The 18,770-nt window shown below is 36.7% G+C and carries 21 protein-coding genes; 19 read left to right on the top strand and 2 right to left on the bottom strand.

Translation table 11 applies throughout. The annotated features are described in order from the left end of the window. The first annotated feature begins 51 nt into the window (after window positions 1-51). The 16 genes from buk to ACW0JX_RS20185 all read left to right on the top strand — a co-directional run bounded on the left by buk (window position 52) and on the right by ACW0JX_RS20185 (window position 14,293). Window positions 52-1,155 carry a butyrate kinase gene (gene buk / locus ACW0JX_RS20260; protein WP_000115781.1) on the top strand — a complete coding sequence of 368 codons (1,104 nt, stop codon included), beginning with the start codon at window positions 52-54 and terminating at the stop codon, window positions 1,153-1,155. Between the two features lie 4 nt (window positions 1,156-1,159). After that, entirely contained in the window at window positions 1,160-2,581 is a 1,422-nt protein-coding gene (gene lpdA / locus ACW0JX_RS20255; protein ID WP_001051295.1) for a dihydrolipoyl dehydrogenase, read from the top strand. 27 nt (window positions 2,582-2,608) lie between these two features. Continuing rightward, window positions 2,609-3,610, top strand: coding sequence for a 3-methyl-2-oxobutanoate dehydrogenase subunit alpha (bfmBAA, locus tag ACW0JX_RS20250; RefSeq protein ID WP_048655604.1), 1,002 nt, complete (start codon window positions 2,609-2,611; stop codon window positions 3,608-3,610). 13 nt (window positions 3,611-3,623) lie between these two features. Further along, the gene (gene bfmBAB, locus ACW0JX_RS20245; RefSeq protein ID WP_000290071.1) at window positions 3,624-4,607 is read left to right on the top strand and encodes a 3-methyl-2-oxobutanoate dehydrogenase subunit beta; all 984 of its coding nucleotides are present in this window, start codon (window positions 3,624-3,626) and stop codon (window positions 4,605-4,607) included. Between the two features lie 15 nt (window positions 4,608-4,622). Next, window positions 4,623-5,942: a dihydrolipoamide acetyltransferase family protein gene (locus ACW0JX_RS20240; protein WP_048655603.1), complete on the top strand. Its 1,320-nt coding sequence runs from the start codon at window positions 4,623-4,625 to the stop codon at window positions 5,940-5,942. A gap of 342 nt (window positions 5,943-6,284) precedes the next feature. Next, window positions 6,285-7,463, top strand: coding sequence for an FtsW/RodA/SpoVE family cell cycle protein (locus ACW0JX_RS20235; protein WP_000831181.1), 1,179 nt, complete (start codon window positions 6,285-6,287; stop codon window positions 7,461-7,463). A 108-nt stretch (window positions 7,464-7,571) separates the two neighbouring features. Then, entirely contained in the window at window positions 7,572-8,276 is a 705-nt protein-coding gene (locus ACW0JX_RS20230) for a DUF421 domain-containing protein (RefSeq protein WP_089171743.1), read from the top strand. A gap of 70 nt (window positions 8,277-8,346) precedes the next feature. Continuing rightward, window positions 8,347-8,811, top strand: coding sequence for an NUDIX hydrolase (locus ACW0JX_RS20225; protein WP_053563679.1), 465 nt, complete (start codon window positions 8,347-8,349; stop codon window positions 8,809-8,811). Between the two features lie 121 nt (window positions 8,812-8,932). Next, window positions 8,933-9,340, top strand: coding sequence for a YjdF family protein (locus ACW0JX_RS20220; RefSeq protein WP_000424203.1), 408 nt, complete (start codon window positions 8,933-8,935; stop codon window positions 9,338-9,340). A 144-nt stretch (window positions 9,341-9,484) separates the two neighbouring features. Next, on the top strand, window positions 9,485-9,898 hold the full coding sequence (locus ACW0JX_RS20215) for a BrxA/BrxB family bacilliredoxin (protein WP_001979317.1): 414 nt from the start codon (window positions 9,485-9,487) through the stop codon (window positions 9,896-9,898). A 252-nt stretch (window positions 9,899-10,150) separates the two neighbouring features. Continuing rightward, window positions 10,151-10,930, top strand: coding sequence for a transporter substrate-binding domain-containing protein (locus ACW0JX_RS20210; RefSeq protein ID WP_000737678.1), 780 nt, complete (start codon window positions 10,151-10,153; stop codon window positions 10,928-10,930). Window positions 10,931-10,966: 36 nt separating this feature from the next. Continuing rightward, window positions 10,967-11,626: an amino acid ABC transporter permease gene (locus ACW0JX_RS20205; RefSeq protein WP_001046915.1), complete on the top strand. Its 660-nt coding sequence runs from the start codon at window positions 10,967-10,969 to the stop codon at window positions 11,624-11,626. Further along, complete coding sequence (locus ACW0JX_RS20200) at window positions 11,619-12,341, top strand: amino acid ABC transporter ATP-binding protein (protein ID WP_000590203.1); 723 nt, start codon at window positions 11,619-11,621, stop codon at window positions 12,339-12,341. The genes ACW0JX_RS20205 and ACW0JX_RS20200 overlap by 8 nt, the downstream gene beginning before the upstream one ends. A gap of 100 nt (window positions 12,342-12,441) precedes the next feature. Beyond that, window positions 12,442-13,410: an aromatic acid exporter family protein gene (locus tag ACW0JX_RS20195; RefSeq protein WP_000472671.1), complete on the top strand. Its 969-nt coding sequence runs from the start codon at window positions 12,442-12,444 to the stop codon at window positions 13,408-13,410. 16 nt (window positions 13,411-13,426) lie between these two features. Next, entirely contained in the window at window positions 13,427-13,987 is a 561-nt protein-coding gene (locus ACW0JX_RS20190) for a L,D-transpeptidase (RefSeq protein WP_001146564.1), read from the top strand. Between the two features lie 66 nt (window positions 13,988-14,053). Then, complete coding sequence (locus ACW0JX_RS20185; protein WP_000281167.1) at window positions 14,054-14,293, top strand: DUF3894 domain-containing protein; 240 nt, start codon at window positions 14,054-14,056, stop codon at window positions 14,291-14,293. A 72-nt stretch (window positions 14,294-14,365) separates the two neighbouring features. Here the strand turns inward: ACW0JX_RS20185 and prli42 are convergent, their stop codons facing one another. Continuing rightward, complete coding sequence (prli42, locus tag ACW0JX_RS20180; RefSeq protein WP_000549037.1) at window positions 14,366-14,458, bottom strand: stressosome-associated protein Prli42; 93 nt, start codon at window positions 14,456-14,458, stop codon at window positions 14,366-14,368. Window positions 14,459-14,647: 189 nt separating this feature from the next. On the opposite strand from prli42, the gene ACW0JX_RS20175 reads away from it, so the two are divergent. From ACW0JX_RS20175 to ACW0JX_RS20165, 3 genes are all read left to right on the top strand, one after another. Then, complete coding sequence (locus ACW0JX_RS20175) at window positions 14,648-15,193, top strand: GNAT family N-acetyltransferase (protein ID WP_025118231.1); 546 nt, start codon at window positions 14,648-14,650, stop codon at window positions 15,191-15,193. Window positions 15,194-15,320: 127 nt separating this feature from the next. Then, window positions 15,321-16,439, top strand: a complete 1,119-nt coding sequence (locus ACW0JX_RS20170) for a tripeptidase T (RefSeq protein ID WP_000609816.1) — start codon at window positions 15,321-15,323, stop codon at window positions 16,437-16,439. A 343-nt stretch (window positions 16,440-16,782) separates the two neighbouring features. Next, on the top strand, window positions 16,783-18,021 hold the full coding sequence (locus ACW0JX_RS20165) for a DNA polymerase IV (RefSeq protein ID WP_459245030.1): 1,239 nt from the start codon (window positions 16,783-16,785) through the stop codon (window positions 18,019-18,021). A gap of 41 nt (window positions 18,022-18,062) precedes the next feature. Here the strand turns inward: ACW0JX_RS20165 and ACW0JX_RS20160 are convergent, their stop codons facing one another. Beyond that, the gene (locus ACW0JX_RS20160; RefSeq protein ID WP_050844500.1) at window positions 18,063-18,764 is read right to left on the bottom strand and encodes an MgtC/SapB family protein; all 702 of its coding nucleotides are present in this window, start codon (window positions 18,762-18,764) and stop codon (window positions 18,063-18,065) included. Window positions 18,765-18,770: the final 6 nt, after the last annotated feature.

Raw genomic sequence — 18,770 nt, 5'->3', positions numbered from 1 at the left:
CTCTTATGAGGTTTCCACTTCCTTTTGAATTTATTAGTGGAGGTAGCAACATTGTCTGTAAATCGAATTCTTGTTATTAACCCAGGTAGTACATCCACAAAAATTGGTGTTTTTGATAATGAAAGACCCGTTCTAGAAGAAACGATTCGTCATGACGTAGAACAGATTGGAAAATATAAGAGAATTATCGACCAATATGAGTTTCGAAAAGAAACGATTTTAGAAGTTCTACATTCTCATGGTATTAACATTTCAAAATTAAATGCTGTTTGTGGGCGTGGTGGATTACTTCGTCCAATCGAAGGCGGTACGTATACAGTAAACGATGCGATGTTAGAAGATTTGAAAAATGGCTTTAGCGGTCATCACGCTTCAAACCTTGGAGGCATTTTAGCATATGAAATTGCTTCTGGATTAAACATTCCTGCATTCATTGTAGATCCTGTCGTTGTAGATGAGATGGAGCCGGTTGCTCGTATAAGTGGCATTGCTGGTATGGAACGCAAAAGTATCTTCCATGCATTAAATCAAAAAGCAGTTGCTCGTAAAGTAGCTGAACAGTTAAATCACAAATACGAGGATTTAAATTTATTAGTTACACATATGGGTGGCGGTATTACAGTTGGTGCTCATAAAAAAGGAAGAGTAATCGATGTGAATAACGGTTTAAACGGAGAAGGACCATTTAGTCCAGAGCGCGCTGGTACAGTACCAGTAGGGCAACTAGTAGAAATGTGTTTCTCTGGTGAGTATTACCGTGATGAAATGATTAAAAAACTTGTCGGACAAGGTGGACTTGTAAGTTTAATCGGTACAAATGATGCGATTAAAGTAGAGCAAATGGTTGAAAAAGGTGATCCTGAAGCAACTCTTATTTATAAAGCAATGGCATATCAAGTTGCAAAAGAGATTGGCGGAGCTAGCGCTGTACTTCACGGGAAAATCGATGCAATCGTATTAACTGGTGGACTGGCATACAGTAAAATTCTTGTCGATGAAATAAAAGAGCGAGTGGACTGGATTGCAGATGTTATCGTACATCCAGGCGAAGATGAGTTAGAAGCGTTAGCAGAAGGAGCACTTCGTGTATTACGTGAAGAAGAAGCTCCAAAAGAATACGTTGTACGTGAAAAAGAAACGGTAGCTAGGGGTTGAGATAATGGCAAAAGAATATGATTTAGTCATCGTTGGCGGCGGTACTGGTGGATATGTTGCTGCAATTCGTGCATCACAATTAGGGTTAAAAACAGCACTAGTCGAAAAAGAAAATCTTGGTGGTACTTGTTTACACAAAGGATGTATTCCTAGTAAGGCTCTTTTACGTAGTGCGGAAGTATATGCAACTGCTAAAAAAAGCGAAGAGTTCGGAGTTATTGCAAGCAATGTAGAACTAAACTTTGCGAAAGTACAAGAGCGTAAAGAGAAGATTGTAACGCAGCTTCATAAAGGCGTTCAACATTTAATGAAACAAGGTAAAATTGATGTGTTTGAAGGTATTGGTCGTATTCTTGGCCCGTCTATTTTCTCTCCTATGCCAGGGACAATTTCAGTTGAACTTGCAAGTGGAGAAGAGAATGAAATGTTAATTCCAAAAAATGTACTTGTTGCAACAGGTTCTCGTCCAAATTCATTACCAGGTTTAGAATTAGATGGAGAATACGTAATGTCTTCGGATCATGCCCTAAAAATGGAAACGCTTCCTAGTTCGATTATTATCGTTGGTGGCGGTGTAATCGGTATTGAGTGGGCATCTATGCTTGCTGACTTCGGTGTAGAAGTTACAGTATTAGAGTATGCAAAAACGATATTACCACTAGAAGATCAAGACGTTTCAAAAGAAATGCAACGTCTATTCAAGAAAAAAGGTATTAAAGTGGTAACTGGTGCAAAAGTATTACCAGAAACATTGGTAAAAGATAATGGAGTAACAATCCAAGCTGAACACAACGGTGAAAATAAAGAATTTAAAGCAGAAAAAATGCTTGTATCTGTAGGAAGACAAGCGAATACGCAAAATATTGGCTTAGAGAACACAGATATCGTTGTGGAAAAAGGATACATTCAAACAAATGAGTTTTATCAAACGAAAGAATCGCATATTTACGCAATTGGAGATGTAATCGGTGGCCTGCAACTTGCTCACGTTGCTTCTCATGAAGGAATTGCTGCAGTAGAACATATTGCAGGGAAAGAAGTTACACCAATTGATTACTCTATGGTATCAAAATGCGTATATAGCAGTCCAGAAGTTGCTTCTGTCGGTTTAACAGAACAAGAAGCGAAAGAAAAAGGCTATAAGTTAAAAGTAGGTAAGTTCTCATTCCGCGCAATCGGAAAAGCACTTGTATACGGAGAATCAGATGGTTTCGTAAAACTTGTAGTTGATGAAGAGACAAATGACATTCTTGGTGTTCATATGATTGGACCGCATGTAACAGATATGATTTCTGAAGCTGGTCTTGCAAGAGTACTTGATGCAACACCTTGGGAAGTAGCACATACAATTCATCCGCATCCATCATTATCTGAGGCGATTGGTGAAGCAGCACTTGCTGTAGATGGAAGAGCGTTACACGCATAAAAATGTGGATTTAGGAGGTTATGAAAAATGGCAGAAGTAAAAGAAAAGCGCCATGAAGAGCTTGGCTTAAGTGATGAGCAAGTATTAGAAATGTTCCGTACGATGTTACTTGCACGTAAAATCGACGAACGTATGTGGTTATTAAACCGCGCTGGTAAAATTCCATTCGTAATTTCTTGTCAAGGACAAGAGGCTGCACAAGTTGGAGCGGCGTTCGCTCTTGATAGAGAGAAAGATTATGCATTACCATACTATCGTGATATGGGTGTTGTACTAGCATTTGGTATGACAGCTAAAGAGCTTATGTTGTCTGCTTTCGCGAAAGCTGGAGATCCAAACTCTGGTGGTCGTCAAATGCCTGGTCACTTCGGTCAAAAGAAAAATCGTATCGTTACAGGTTCATCTCCAGTAACAACGCAAGTACCACATGCAGTTGGTATTGCACTAGCTGGAAAAATGGAGAAGAAAGATTTAGTAACGTTCGTTACATTTGGAGAGGGTTCTTCAAACCAAGGTGACTTCCATGAAGGGGCAAACTTTGCTGGTGTACACAAACTACCTGTTATTTTTATGTGTGAAAATAACAAATATGCAATCTCTATTCCAGTTGAAAAACAATTAGCATGTAAAAACGTATCAGATCGTGCGATTGGTTACGGTATGCCTGGATATACAATAGACGGAAACGATCCGCTTGCAGTATATAAAGCTGTAAAAGAAGCAGCAGATCGCGGTCGTCGTGGTGAAGGCCCAACTTTAATTGAAACAGTATCATATCGTTTAACAGCACATTCTAGTGACGATGATGATCGTGTTTATCGTGATAAAGAAGAAGTAGAAGAAGCAAAGAAAAAAGATTCAATTATAACATTCGCGGCTTATTTAAAAGACGCTGGTGTGTTAACTGAGGAATCGGAAAAACAAATGTTAGACGAAATTATGCATATCGTAAATGAAGCAACAGAATATGCAGAAAATGCTCCGTATGCAGCACCTGAAGATGCATTGAAGCACGTATACGCAGAATAGGGGGGAACGTTTCATGGCTGTAATGTCTTATATTGATGCTATTACATTAGCAATGCGCGAAGAAATGGAACGCGATGAGAAAGTATTCGTTTTAGGAGAAGATGTTGGTAAAAAAGGTGGCGTGTTTAAAGCGACACACGGTTTGTATGATCAATTTGGTGAAGATCGTGCGCTTGATGCACCGCTTGCAGAATCTGCAATTGCTGGGGTAGCAATTGGTGCGGCAATGTATGGTATGCGTCCAATCGCTGAAATGCAGTTTGCTGATTTCATCATGCCAGCAGTAAACCAAATTGTTTCTGAGGCAGCAAAAATTCGTTATCGTTCTAATAATGATTGGACTTGTCCAGTTACAATCCGTGCACCATTTGGCGGGGGGGTTCACGGTGCATTGTATCATTCACAATCTGTAGAAGCGATGTTTGCAAACCAACCAGGTTTAAAAATCGTTATCCCTTCTACACCATATGATGCAAAAGGCTTATTAAAAGCAGCCATTCGTGATGAAGATCCAGTATTATTCTTCGAACATAAACGTGCATATCGTTTAATTAAAGGTGAAGTGCCGGAGGATGACTACGTATTACCAATCGGAAAAGCAGATGTAAAACGTGAAGGTGATGATATTACAGTTATCACGTACGGATTATGTGTTCATTTTGCTCTTCAAGCGGCTGAAAAGTTAGCACAAGATGGCATCTCTGCACACATTCTTGATTTACGTACTGTATATCCATTAGATAAAGAAGCAATCATTGAAGCAGCTTCTAAAACAGGTAAAGTTCTTCTTGTAACAGAAGACAATAAAGAAGGAAGCATTATGAGTGAAGTGGCAGCAATTATTGCTGAAAACTGTCTATTTGATTTAGATGCGCCAATCGCACGTCTTGCAGGTCCAGACGTTCCAGCAATGCCATATGCACCAACAATGGAAAAATTCTTTATGGTAAATCCAGATAAAGTTGAAAAAGCAATGCGTGAACTTGCGGAATTTTAATCGGGGGGACTATACATGGCTGTAGAAAATATTACAATGCCTCAGCTCGGGGAGAGCGTTACAGAGGGCACAATTAGTAAATGGCTCGTTAATGTTGGCGATCACGTAAACAAGTATGATCCGCTTGCAGAAGTAATGACTGATAAAGTAAATGCTGAAGTACCATCTTCTTTCACGGGGATTGTAAAAGAGTTAATCGCTGGTGAAGGTGATACGTTAGCTGTAGGTGAAGTAGTTTGTGTGATTCAAGTAGAAGGCGCAGATGAAGTAGCAGCAACAGCTGTTGAGGAAAAAACGAAAGAAGAACCAAAGGTGGAAGTAGCTACGTCTGAAAAAGCACCGAAAGTAAAACAACCAACTGATGGAAAACCACGTTTTTCACCAGCTGTGTTAAAACTTGCGGGTGAGCATAACGTTGATTTAGATCTAGTAGAAGGTACGGGAGCAAACGGCCGTATCACTCGTAAAGATATTTTAAAGCTAGTGGAATCTGGAAATATTCCGCAAGCAGGTGCGGCGAAGAAAGAGGAAGCTGTAGCGGCAGTAGTAGAAGCTCGCCCAGAAGCACCAAAAGCAGCACCAGTAGCGCAAAAAGTAGAAGCTGCGAAACCAGTTTCTGTACCTACAATGCCTGGAGATATCGAAATTCCAGTAACAGGTGTGCGTAAAGCAATCGCAGCAAACATGTTACGTAGTAAACACGAAGCACCACATGCTTGGATGATGATTGAAGTAGATGTGACAAACCTTGTGTCATACCGTAACTCAATCAAAGGTGACTTTAAGAAGCGTGAAGGCTTTAACTTAACGTTCTTTGCTTTCTTCGTAAAAGCAGTAGCACAAGCGTTAAAAGAGTATCCTCAAATCAATTCAATGTGGGCTGGCGATAAAATTGTTCAGAAGAAAGATATTAACCTTTCTATCGCTGTTGCAACAGAGGAAGAACTATTTGTACCAGTAATTAAGCAAGCGGACGAGAAAACAATTAAAGGTATCGCTCGTGAAATTACAGAACTTGCAGGAAAAGTACGCACGAAATCGTTAAAAGCAGACGAAATGCAAGGTGGAACATTTACAATTAATAACACAGGATCATTCGGTTCTGTTCAATCTATGGGTATTATTAATTACCCACAAGCGGCTATTTTACAAGTTGAATCAATTGTAAAACGCCCAGTAATTATGGATAACGGTATGTTCGGTGCTCGTGACATGGTTAACTTATGTTTATCACTTGATCACCGCGTACTTGATGGTTTAATTTGTGGTAAGTTCTTAGGGCGTGTTAAAGAAATTTTAGAAAACATGTCAGAAAATAATACATCTGTATATTAATAAAAAGCTCGCTTATGCGAGCTTTTTATCATCTTATTTCTTCATCTACATCCTACTATATGTATAAATACCTTTCCCAGTAATCTTACAATAAACGATTATGTATTAGGAATTTACGAAAATACATTGCTGATATATGGTATATGGATATAAAATAAGAAAAGAATAATTTTTTTGGCAAATCTTACTGATGAAACTGTAGTATAATATATTGTATTGTATGAAAAAGAGAGTTATTCTATATAAGTGTTTTATAGATAATGTGTAATCAGTCGTCAAAACATGAAGAATGTTGACTCCTGGTTTTTTATTTTTGCCGTAACAATGTTTCAGGAGGATGTCATGAAAAGAAGTACCGAGTTTCTAAAAAGTTTAGATGTAAAATTAATTTTAATTTTGTGTGCACTATGTGTGACGAGTATAGCTGCTATATATAGCAGTCAGCAAACGGGACAGTATGGAGCTGCAAACTTTGCTATGAAACAAGGTGTTAACTACATAATTGGGGTTGTATTGTTACTTCTTGTTGCAAGCATTGATTTAGATCAGTTACAAAAATTATCTTGGCCGCTTTATATTGCTGGGTTTGCTTCACTTATTCTTTTGAAAGTATTACCACCATCAGGTTTTACACCTGAAAAATTAGGTGCAAAAAGATGGTTTGTTTTCCCAGTATTTGGACAAATTCAGCCGTCTGAGTTTTTCAAAATTGCATTGCTACTCGTAGTAGCGAGTATAGCAGTAAAACATAATGCACAGTATATGGCAAGGACATTCCAAACAGATTTAAAGCTAGTAGGTAAAATTATGCTAGTGTCACTTCCACCTATGGCGGTTGTATATAGTCAACCTGATACAGGTATGGTGTTCTTATATGCTGCTGCTATTGCATGTATTTTATTTATGTCAGGTATTCAAAAGAAATTGATAGCATTATGTACAGTTATTCCGTTGACCATATTATCTGCTTTAATATTTATTTTCTTTAAGTATCAAGATTTTTTCTATAATAATTTAGTTACTTTACTAAAACCTCACCAACAGTCGCGTATTGTAGGTTGGTTAAATCCATTTGAAAATGCAGATCAAGGTTATCAAACGCAACAATCGATTTTAGCTGTAGGTAGTGGAGGAATGGAAGGTAAAGGGTTTGGGGGAGGAAGCGTCTATATCCCAGAGAAGCATACTGACTTTATTTTCGCTACAATTGCCGAAGAAGGTGGATTTATCGTAGCAGCCTTAGTTGTTTTCTTGTTCCTATTACTACTATATCGAACAATTATTATTGGTTATTCCGCTGATAATTTATTTGGTACATTATTATGCGCTGGATCGATCGGTATATTAACAGTTCAAATATTCCAAAACATCGGTATGATCGTTGGATTAATGCCTGTAAAAGGTATTGCATTACCTTTCTTATCGTATGGGGGAAGTTCCTTATTCTCGAATATGATTATGATGGGGCTCATACTATCGGTACGGAAAACTTATAAAAAATATATGTTTTCCGTTAAGTAAAAAAAGCTGGTTCGTTTTTAAACGAACCAGCTTTTTTTACATATATGCTCATAAACGTTGCAAACTAAAACAGGATAGCAGTTTGAGACGGGTAAGGAGTGCAAAGTGATGCATATGCATATTTTTGAAGGAGCACGGCATCTTTCTAATAGTGAATGGGTTATTCGGGCTATTATAGCATACATATTTTTAATATTAGTTGCGAAAGCAATGGGGCAAAGGTCTATCGCACAACTTCGTTTTTTAGATGTTGTATTAGTGTTATTGCTTGGTGGGAATGTTTCTAACGCATTGTCTGATGAAAAAGTAGGGTTACTGGGCTCGATGATTACAACGTTCATACTCGTTGTACTTCATATTATAAGCTCAGTTTTAATGCTGAAATGGGATAAATGGAGACGCTTTTTAGAGCCAGCACCTATCATTCTTATACATAATGGTTCCATTGATTTTAGCAATTTGAAAAAGGCGAGAATTACCGTGGAATATTTGTTTTCGGAACTTCGTATGCGAAATGTGAGCGATATTCAAACGATTAAATTAGCATTATGGGAAGCGAACGGTGTCGTTTCTATATTTCGGTATCCAGAATATGAAGCAGTTTCGCGGCTTGATCTTAAAGTGGCGGGAAGAAAATCTCCAGTTTCTTTTGTATTAGTAAAGGATGGGAGGATTCAGAAAGATGCTCTTGCATTATTAGGAAAAACAGAAGCGTGGGCGAGAGAATTTCTAGAGGAGAGTACAGAAGTCGAATCCATTATGTTAGCTACAGTAGATGAATCACATAAAATAAATATTTTGTTAAAAAAATGAAAAATATACGCATTTTGTCGTTTCGTACATATGATACAATAGTGTGGACAACGAAAAAGGAGGCGATACGGTGGGATATGTAGAAGAATTACGAAAAATAGTTGGTCATCGCCCTTTAATTTTAGTTGGTGCTGTTGTACTCGTTATAAATGAAAATGGTTATGTTTTATTGCAGCAGCGGACAGAGCCGTACGGAAAATGGGGGCTACCTGGCGGGCTAATGGAGCTTAGTGAATCACCAGAAGAAACAGCTTATCGTGAAGTATATGAAGAGACAGGAATAAAAGTGAAGAACTTGCGACTAATCAATGTATTTTCTGGAGCGAACTACTTTACAAAATTAGCAAACGGTGATGAATTTCAATCTGTAACAACCGCCTATTATACGGATGAATACGAAGGGGATTTTGTTATGAATAAAGAAGAAGCAGTTCAGCTTAAATTCTTTTCAGTAACAGAACTACCTGACTATATTGTAGGATCGCATAAAAAAATGATTGTTGAATATATGAAGATTATGGAAAAAAAGATATAATAAAAGTGAAAGAAATACAAAAACACAGCTCTGGTTGGTAGTCCAGACGCATGATTTCATGTCAGTAACCTTCCCCTCCGGGATGTCCCGTATTTCTAATTTTTTAAAGGAGGGGCTGTCAATGGAGTTGACAGTATATCACGATGGCCAATTTTTTGTTGGAATCATTACATGTAAAGAACAAGGGAAATTGTATGGAGCGAGGTATATTTTTGGAGCGGAACCGTCAGATGAAGAAGTGCTTATGTTTGTGAATAGTTCACTTTTAGAGCATTTTCAGCATTTTGCAAAATGTGGTGTAGAAGTTAAAGAAAAACAGCGTCCTAAAAACATAAAGCGTATCATACGACAAGCAGCAAAAGAAACAAATGTTAAACGTTTTACTAAGGCGCAAGAGGCGATTAGTTTATCTTATGAATTGCATAAACAAGAAAAGAAAGTGCAGTCTAAGGAGAAGCGAGAAGCTGAAAAAGAAAGAAGACGTTTAATTAAAGTACAAAAAGCAAAGCAAAAACATCGTGGTCATTAAAGAAAAGGTGTTAGAGCAAGTGCTCTAACACCTTTTCTATACTTAAATACAAGTAAACTTACTTGTATTTCATAAACATTAACTGGTAAGATACAAATAGGTAGTTTTAGAGGAGGGAAAAGAGTGATTAATTTTAACTTTTTTATGAATGATGTTGTCCGCCAAGCGCGTGAAGAGATTGTCTCTGCTGGATATACAGAATTGACGACGCCAGAAGCGGTAGAAGAAGCGTTTAAAAGAAATGGAACAACACTTGTAATGGTAAACTCTGTATGTGGTTGTGCAGGTGGTATTGCTCGTCCTGCTGCTGCGCATTCCGTACATTATGATAAACGTCCTAACCACCTTGTAACGGTGTTTGCAGGTCAAGATAAAGAAGCGACAGCAAGAGCGCGTGAATATTTCGAAGGGTACCCACCTTCTTCTCCATCATTTGCTTTATTAAAAGATGGAAAAATTGTAACGATGGTAGAGCGTCATGAAATTGAAGGTCATGAACCGATGCAAGTTATTGCGAAACTACAATCATATTTTGAAGAGAATTGTGAAGAACTATAAAAAATAAGAGAAAAGGCGGCACGTCCACAATCAAGTGGATGTGCCGCCTTTTTTATTTATTATTAAAATTTCAGAGATATGCATAGTTATGTTATTTTATGCATTATTTTATACATAACAAATAGCGTTTATATTGTTTTGTTATTTATTTTTATTTTATATATTGCATAAAAATAAAAGTGCTGATACAATACAAGCATCGAATAAATATTCTATTAAACTTTTAAATATACATTATTAGGGGGAAGAAAGATGAAGAAGTTAGTATCAATATCGTTTGCACTTATTTTAATTGTAAGTATATTCAGCGCTTGTAGTAATGGGGAATCGAAAGAAACAAAAGGAAATAAGAAAGTACTCGTAATGGGGACTTCAGCAGATTATAAACCATATGAATACGTGGAAGCTTCAAAAAGTGATGAAATTATTGGTTTTGATGTTGATGTTGCTAAATATATCGGAAAAGAACTTGGGTATGAAGTGAAAGTGAAAGATATGGATTTTGGTGGTTTATTAGCATCTCTTAGTTCAGGAAAAGTTGATTTCGTAATGGCAGGCATGACGCCAACTGCAGAGCGTAAAAATAATGTTGATTTTACAGATATTTATTTTGTTGCGAAAAATATGGTCGTTTCTAAAAAGGATTCTAACATTAAATCTGTAGAGGATTTAAAAGGGAAAAAAGTAGGGGTACAAACAGGATCTATTCAAGAAGAGAAAGCGGCAGAATTTAAAAAACAAGTAGATTTCCAAGTTGAGGGACGTGACCGTATACCAGAAATCGTACAAGAAATTAAAGCTGGTCGTTTTGACGCTGCAATTATAGAAGACACAGTTGCTAAAAATTATTTAGAGAAAATGAAAGATTTACAAGGAATTGAAATTAAAGAAGCGCCAGAAGAAGTTGGAGCAGCAATTGCCCTTCCGAAAAACAGTGATAAAACAGCTGAATTTAATAAAGTAATTAAAAAAATGCAAGAAAATGGAGAAATGGATAAATTAGTGAAGAAATGGTTTGGCAGCGGAAAATAAGCTGCCTTTCACTTTTCTGTGAGGGGAATGAAAAGAATGAACTTAGATTTTTCGGCGATTACGCCTTCGATACCATATATACTAAAAGGTTTAGAAGTTACTTTGAAAATTGTAGCAGTATCAGCTTTAGCAGGATTTATTTTAGGAACGTTATTAGCACTTTGTAAAATTGCTAGAATACGAGCGTTAAATATAGCAGCAGATTTTTATACATCAATTTTTCGTGGTACACCACTTGTATTGCAATTAATGATTATTTATTTCGGTGTCCCGCAAATAATTGGTTATGAAATACCAGCATTCTTAGCAGCTGTACTTGCATTTAGCTTGAATTCAGGTGCATACATGTCAGAAGTAATTCGTGCTGGTATTCAAGCAGTTGATAAAGGACAAACAGAAGCAGCAATGGCTTTAGGGATACCATACGGAAAAATGATGAGAAATATTATTTTCCCTCAAGCATTAAAAAATATATTACCAGCGCTTGTGAACGAATTTGCGACACTTACGAAAGAATCAGCTGTAGTAACAGTAATAGGCGCGACTGATTTAATGCGTCGTGCTTACATTGTAGGCGGTGAGACATTTAAATATCTTGAACCATTACTTTTTGTTGGACTGATTTATTATATGTTAGTCATTATTCTTACATTAGTCGGGAAGGCAATTGAAGGGAGAATGAAGAAAAGTGATTAAAATTGAAAACCTTCATAAATCATTTGGTAAAAACGAAGTATTAAAAGGAATTACAACAACGATTGAAAAAGGGGAAGTAGTTGCAATTATAGGACCTTCTGGATCAGGAAAATCAACATTTTTACGTTGTATGAATATGTTAGAAGCACCAACGGATGGTCACATTTGGATTGGAACGGAAGAAGTAACGAATCCGAAAACGAATGTTATGCATGTTCGTGAAAATGTCGGTATGGTATTTCAGCATTTTCACTTATTTCCTCATATGACTGTATTAGAAAATATTACGTATGCTCCTATCAATGTAAAAGGGGTAACGAAGCAAGAAGCTGAAAAGAAAGCTGAGAAACTTTTAGAAAAGGTTGGATTAGTAGATAAAAAAAATACGTATCCGAATCGTTTGTCGGGAGGACAAAAGCAACGTGTAGCAATTGCAAGAGCGTTAGCGATGGAACCGGAAGTTATGTTATTTGATGAACCGACATCGGCGCTAGATCCAGAGATGGTGAAAGAAGTGTTAGAAGTTATGAAATCGTTAGTTACGACAGGAATGACGATGGCCATTGTTACACATGAAATGGGCTTTGCAAAAGAAGTGGCAGATCGTGTTCTTTTCTTGGACGGAGGAAAGCTTGTAGAAGATAGTGCGCCAGAAGAATTTTTTGCAGCGCCGAAAAGTGAACGTGCGCAACAATTTTTACAAAAAATATTGTAATATGAAAAGGTTATGTGAATAATAAGTAGAAAAGGATGACATTGTGTCATCCTTTTTTTATACTAGCTGTAAATACGTTTATACATATAGGAGCAATGATATGTTCAAAATTGGATACCGTACAGTAAAAACAGCAATAGGGACAGGCGCGGCAGTTTTTATTGCTCAGTTATTAGGATTAGAATTTTATAGTTCAGCAGGTATTTTAGTTATTTTATGTGTACAAAATACGAAGCGCAAATCGCTTCAAGTGTCGTTACATCGTTTTCTAGCGTGTGTATTATCAATGGTATTCGCGTTTTGTATTTTTGAAACGATCGGCTATACACCACTTGCAATTAGCATATTGTTACTTACATTTATTCCGACTGCAGTAATGCTTAAAATTCAAGAAGGTATTGTCACCAGTTCAGTTATTGTTATGCATCTATATTCATTGAAGCAAATTACATGGCTTATAGTTGGAAATGAAATTGCTATATTAACAATAGGAATTAGCGTGGCGTTATTAGTAAATATGTATATGCCGAGTAGTGAAAATAAGCTAAAAGAGTATCAGGATAAAATAGAGAGTAATTTTAAAACGATTTTGTTTGAAATGGTTGTGTATTTACGAAATCGAGAAAGTAGTTGGAGTGGAGCAGAACTCATTGAAACCGAGAATATGTTAAATGAAGCAAGAGATTTATCGTTTAAAAAACTTGAGAATGCATTTATGCGAGAAGATGATTATTACTATCGTTATTTTAATATGCGTATGCAACAATTCGAAATTTTAGAGCGAATGATACCATTAGCAGCTTCTTTATCGTGGACGTATGAACAAGCTGACATGATTGCAGATGTTGTTGAAAACATTGGTAATGCTATTAGCCCTGAGAGTACAGGCGTTATTTCCTTAAGGCAGCTTCAAGAAATGAGGGAATTATTTAGAGACATGCCATTGCCAGCTACACGCGAAGAATTTGAGATACGTGCGAAACTTGTTCAACTTGTGTATGAAATGGAACAATATTTACTCATTAAAAGTCGCTTTAAGGGAAAGGATAATATAAAAGAACTTATATAGAAGGTAGGAATTATCTATGCCGTATCTTCTCTCTATCATATTATGTCTTTCTTTATCGCCGATTTGGCCTCTTGGGGATAATCCACGTGCCGGAGATCCTTTTATTATTGTAAATAAAGCAACGAATAAATTAGCTTACATTGACGATGGAAAGATTCAAAAGGTTTTTCCAGTAGCGACAGGGAAAACGAATGAATTAACTCCAGAAGGAACTTTTGATGTTGTAATGAAAGCGAAGGATCCGTATTACATTGCGAAGGATATTCCAGGTGGATCGCCAAAAAATCCACTTGGATCAAGGTGGATTGGATTTAATGCAAGAGGAACTGATGGAAGTAAATATGGAATACATGGAACAAACCAACCGAGTTCAATTGGAAAGTATATTTCACAAGGATGTATAAGAATGAAGAAAAACGATGTGGAATATTTGTTTGATCGTATTCCAATTGGAACGAAAGTATGGATTGTGAAATCGAAAAAATCATTTCAGCAATTGGCAAAAGAAAAAGGAGCCGTTGCATATGAAGAAGCCAACGAAAAGGTTGGCTTTTTCTATTGTAATAAGTTGTCTTGACATGTGTACATAACCATGCGTTAATGAAAGTATAGAAAGATAAAATTAGATAAAGGGGTTGCTCATATGTACTTGAATCCAAAACTTTCGTATATGCAGTTTTTTATGGGATTTCTATTTGTTATTACATTCATATTGGCAACTTTTAATATATGTTCTTATCTTGTAGCGATTGTATGTATGGCATTACTTAATCTCACTTTTGTTATTGGGGCATTTCAGCAGAAACAATATACAAGTTTTGTAATAGCACTTGTAATGTCATTTTCCTTCAGTATTGTAGCGATTGTGTTTTATATAAAATAAACCATCTCGATGTCGAGATGGTTTATTTTGTCATGTGTAAAAAGTAAAAAAAGGACGAACACATCGCCCTTTTTACCAAAACATACTCGCGCCAGCAAGTAATGTTGTTACAAGCATAGAAATTAGCATCACATAAACCATAATTTTTTGAGCTTTTTTATGCATCGTTATACCTCCTTGCAAATCAGTACAATTTCATTGTAACGAGAAATGAAATTATGGACAAGGGGAGAGTAAGGACAAAATTCGGGAAGGGGTTGCAAAATATAACAGGAAATTTGAGTGTGTGTAGAGAATATAGTAAAAGGGTATATTGTTAATTTTTAGTTGGGCAAGCTGAAGAATGGAGATACGATGATGAAAATATACGAAACAGATCGTTTATATTTAAAGGAAATTGATGAGTCGTATGCTGAAACAGTTCTTCAATATTACGACAGAAATCGTGAGTTTTTAAAAGCTTGGGAAGAGTATAGACCGGATGATTTTTTTACGCTAGATTATCAAAAGAAAAAGTTGCAAAAGGATAGAAAAGAGTTCGAAGAAGGGAAAATCATCAGACTATGGATTTTTAAAAAGGGTGATGATACGAAAATAATTGGGTGTATTTCATTTAATTTAATCGTTCGTGGCATTTATCAATCTTGTGTACTCGGTTATAAATTAGATAAAGCAGAGTTAAACAAAGGGTATACGACAGAAGCGCTTAGAAAAGCAATTCAAGTTGCTTTTGAGGGATTTCAGTTACATCGTATAGAAGCTCCGATTATGCCTCGTAATTTAGCATCTATACAAGTAGTGACGAAGATAGGCTTTCAATATGAAGGCGTGTCTAGGAAGATGTTAATGGTAAATGGCGTGTGGGAGGATCATATGCGCTGGGTATTGTTAAATGAGTAATAGAAAGCAGATGGTTATCTAGACATGTAAACCATCTGTTTTTTGTCTTGTATTTCGAAACTTTTGCGAAATTCTGTTATAATTAATAGTGTTACATACATAATGGTAGTGCAGGAGGCGCAGTCTTATGATTAATCAAGAACGTTTAGTAAATGAATTTATGGAATTAGTACAAGTAGATTCTGAAACGAAATTTGAAGCAGAAATCTGCAAAGTATTAACGAAGAAATTTACAGATTTAGGTGTAGAAGTATTTGAAGATGACACAATGGCTGTAACTGGTCATGGTGCAGGTAACTTAATTTGTACTTTACCAGCAACAAAAGATGGTGTTGATACAATTTACTTTACTTCTCATATGGATACAGTAGTTCCTGGTAATGGAATTAAGCCTTCTATTAAAGATGGATATATCGTATCAGATGGTACAACAATTTTGGGCGCGGATGATAAAGCTGGATTAGCATCAATGTTCGAAGCAATCCGTGTTTTAAAAGAGAAAAATATCTCTCACGGTAAAATTGAATTTATTATTACAGTCGGAGAAGAATCAGGTCTTGTTGGTGCAAAAGCTTTAGATCGTGAGCGTATTACAGCGAAGTATGGCTACGCATTAGATAGCGATGGAAAAGTTGGTGAAATCGTTGTTGCAGCTCCAACACAAGCGAAAGTGAACGCAATTATTCGCGGGAAAACAGCTCACGCTGGTGTAGCACCGGAGAAAGGTGTATCTGCAATTACTATCGCAGCGAAAGCAATTGCGAAGATGCCACTTGGTCGCATTGACTCTGAAACGACTGCAAACATTGGACGTTTTGAAGGTGGTACACAAACGAATATCGTTTGCGATCATGTACAAATCTTTGCAGAAGCTCGTTCTTTAATCAATGAGAAAATGGAAGCACAAGTTGCGAAAATGAAAGAAGCATTTGAAACAACTGCAAAAGAAATGGGTGGTCATGCAGACGTTGAAGTAAACGTTATGTACCCAGGATTTAAATTTGCTGATGGCGATCACGTTGTAGAAGTTGCAAAACGTGCAGCTGAAAAAATTGGTCGTACACCTTCTCTTCACCAAAGTGGTGGCGGAAGTGATGCAAACGTAATTGCAGGACACGGTATCCCAACAGTTAACTTGGCAGTTGGTTATGAAGAAATTCATACAACAAACGAGAAGATTCCTGTTGAAGAGTTAGCAAAAACAGCAGAATTAGTTGTTGCAATTATTGAAGAAGTAGCGAAGTAATAGAATAGAAAAAGCGTGTAAATCAATTGTGATTTACACGCTTTTTATTTTGATTCGATTGTTTTTACAAGGCGTATAAGCCAATACAAGAAAAATCATAGCAGTATATAATATTAGACGAGAGAAAAATCCAAACGTATTCATGTTGAAAATTGGAAGGAGTAAATAATTATGATGATTAATATAACTACAAGGAACATATAGTTAATTTCACCATAATCAGCCTCTCTCACATGTGTATCCTCTTTATATGGATTATAAAAAAGAACAAGTAATTATTATAACTATTGTGCAAAATTTGATATAATAAAAGAACGAACGTTCTGATTAGGGAGTGAGTACTATGCGAGAAATGTATCCGAAAAATGGTCGTGTAATTTTACATGTAGATATGAATTGCTTTTTCGCATCTGTTGAAATTGCTCATGATCCATCATTACAAGGAAAGCCATTAGCGGTTGCTGGAAATGAAAAAGAGAGAAAAGGAATTATTATAACATGTAGTTATGAGGCGAGAGAATACGGAATACGTACGACGATGCCCCTTTGGGAAGCGAAAAGGTTATGCCCGCAATTAGTTGTAAGGCGTCCTAATTTCACATTATATCGCGAAGCTTCATTTCAAATGTTTCAAGTCCTTTCCCGTTTTACAGAAAAGATACAACCAGTCTCAATAGATGAAGGATATTTAGATATTACAGATTGCTACGCACTTGGTTCTCCTCTTGAAATAGCAAAGATGATTCAACAAGCACTATTAACAGAGTTGCAGCTTCCGTGTAGTATTGGAATCGCTCCAAATCTTTTCCTAGCAAAGACCGCTTCAGATATGAAAAAACCACTTGGTATTACCGTGCTTCGAAAACGCGATATTCCAGAACTGATTTGGCCACGTCCAGTTGGAGCAATGCATGGAATTGGTGAGAAAACAGCTGAAAAATTAAATGATATTCATATACAGACAATTGAACAGTTGGCAAAGGGAGACGAGCATATCATTCGCGCTAAAATTGGCAAGCACGGTGTTGATTTGCAAAGGCGTGCAAAGGGTATAGATGATAGGGAAGTGGATCCGAGTCAAATGGGACAGCATAAAAGTGTCGGTAACTCGATGACTTTTTCAAAGGATATGGATGAAGAGAAAGAATTACTTGATATGTTAGAACGTTTATCAAAGTCAGTGAGTAAAAGGTTACAAAAGCGAACCCTTGTCAGCTATAATATTCAAATTATGATTAAATACCATGATAGGCGAACAGTAACACGGAGTAAGCAATTGAAAAATGCGATTTGGGAAGAACGCGATATTTTTCAAGCAGCATCCCGTTTATGGAAGCAACATTGGGATGGTGATTCCGTTCGTTTACTAGGTGTTACAGCTACTGAAATAGAGTGGAAGACAGAATCGGTGAAACAATTAGATTTGTTTTCATTTGAAGAGGATGCAAAAAAAGAACCGCTACTTGCTGTCATTGATCAAATTAATGATAAGTATGGAACACCACTTTTACAACGAGGTAGTCAACTATTACGTAAGCAAGAGAAGTCGTTTCAACAAAAGTTAGAAAATAAATTTATGTAGAAGGTGTCATGAAGTAGTAAAAATCATGACACCTTTCCTATTTAACTCGCTTCTAAATCTAAAGAAGTCTTCCATCCAGCTCCAGTAACGCCAGATTCTAATAGCATTCTACTTACTATTTTTTCAATTAAGATAGCTGCATTTGTCTTGCAATGTAATGTAGCCTGTATACAAACTTTTTGATTAGAATCTACATCTTCACTATACAACTCTTTTAAACTGAGCCCTTCTGTACTTACCATATGCATAAGTAAAAAACGAATATGTGCTTCATTTTCTTCTGAACAAGTAAGGGAAAGTAAGTAGTTCGTTTGTTCAGGTGATTCTTCTTTTGATTTTTTATTCATAAAAAGAGCAATTGGACGAAGAAGTATATTTGCTAGTAACACGCCGGCTGCACCTAATATAGCTGCAACGAGGAAACCGGCGCCTGTAAGAGTACCGACAGCAGCTGCACACCATAAAGTAGCTGCCGTATTTAGCCCTCTAATACTAAAACCATCGCGGATAATAACGCCACCCCCTAAAAAACCAATGCCACTAACGACTTGAGCAGCAATGCGTGAGGGGCTAGCATCATGATCAAGCATGACGGATAATAAAACAAATATACAGGCACCAAGTGATACGAGAGCATTTGTCCGCAGCCCGGCCATTCGGTGTCTCCATTGCCTTTCCATTCCGATGCAAGCACCTACAATAATTGCGATAACTAATCTGAATACAATGTCGTACCATACCATCATGGT

The sequence above is a fragment of the Bacillus sp. C-3-6 genome (assembly GCF_054509685.1).
Note: the sequence above shows the minus strand (reverse complement) of the source record. Positions and strands in the feature narration are given on the sequence as shown.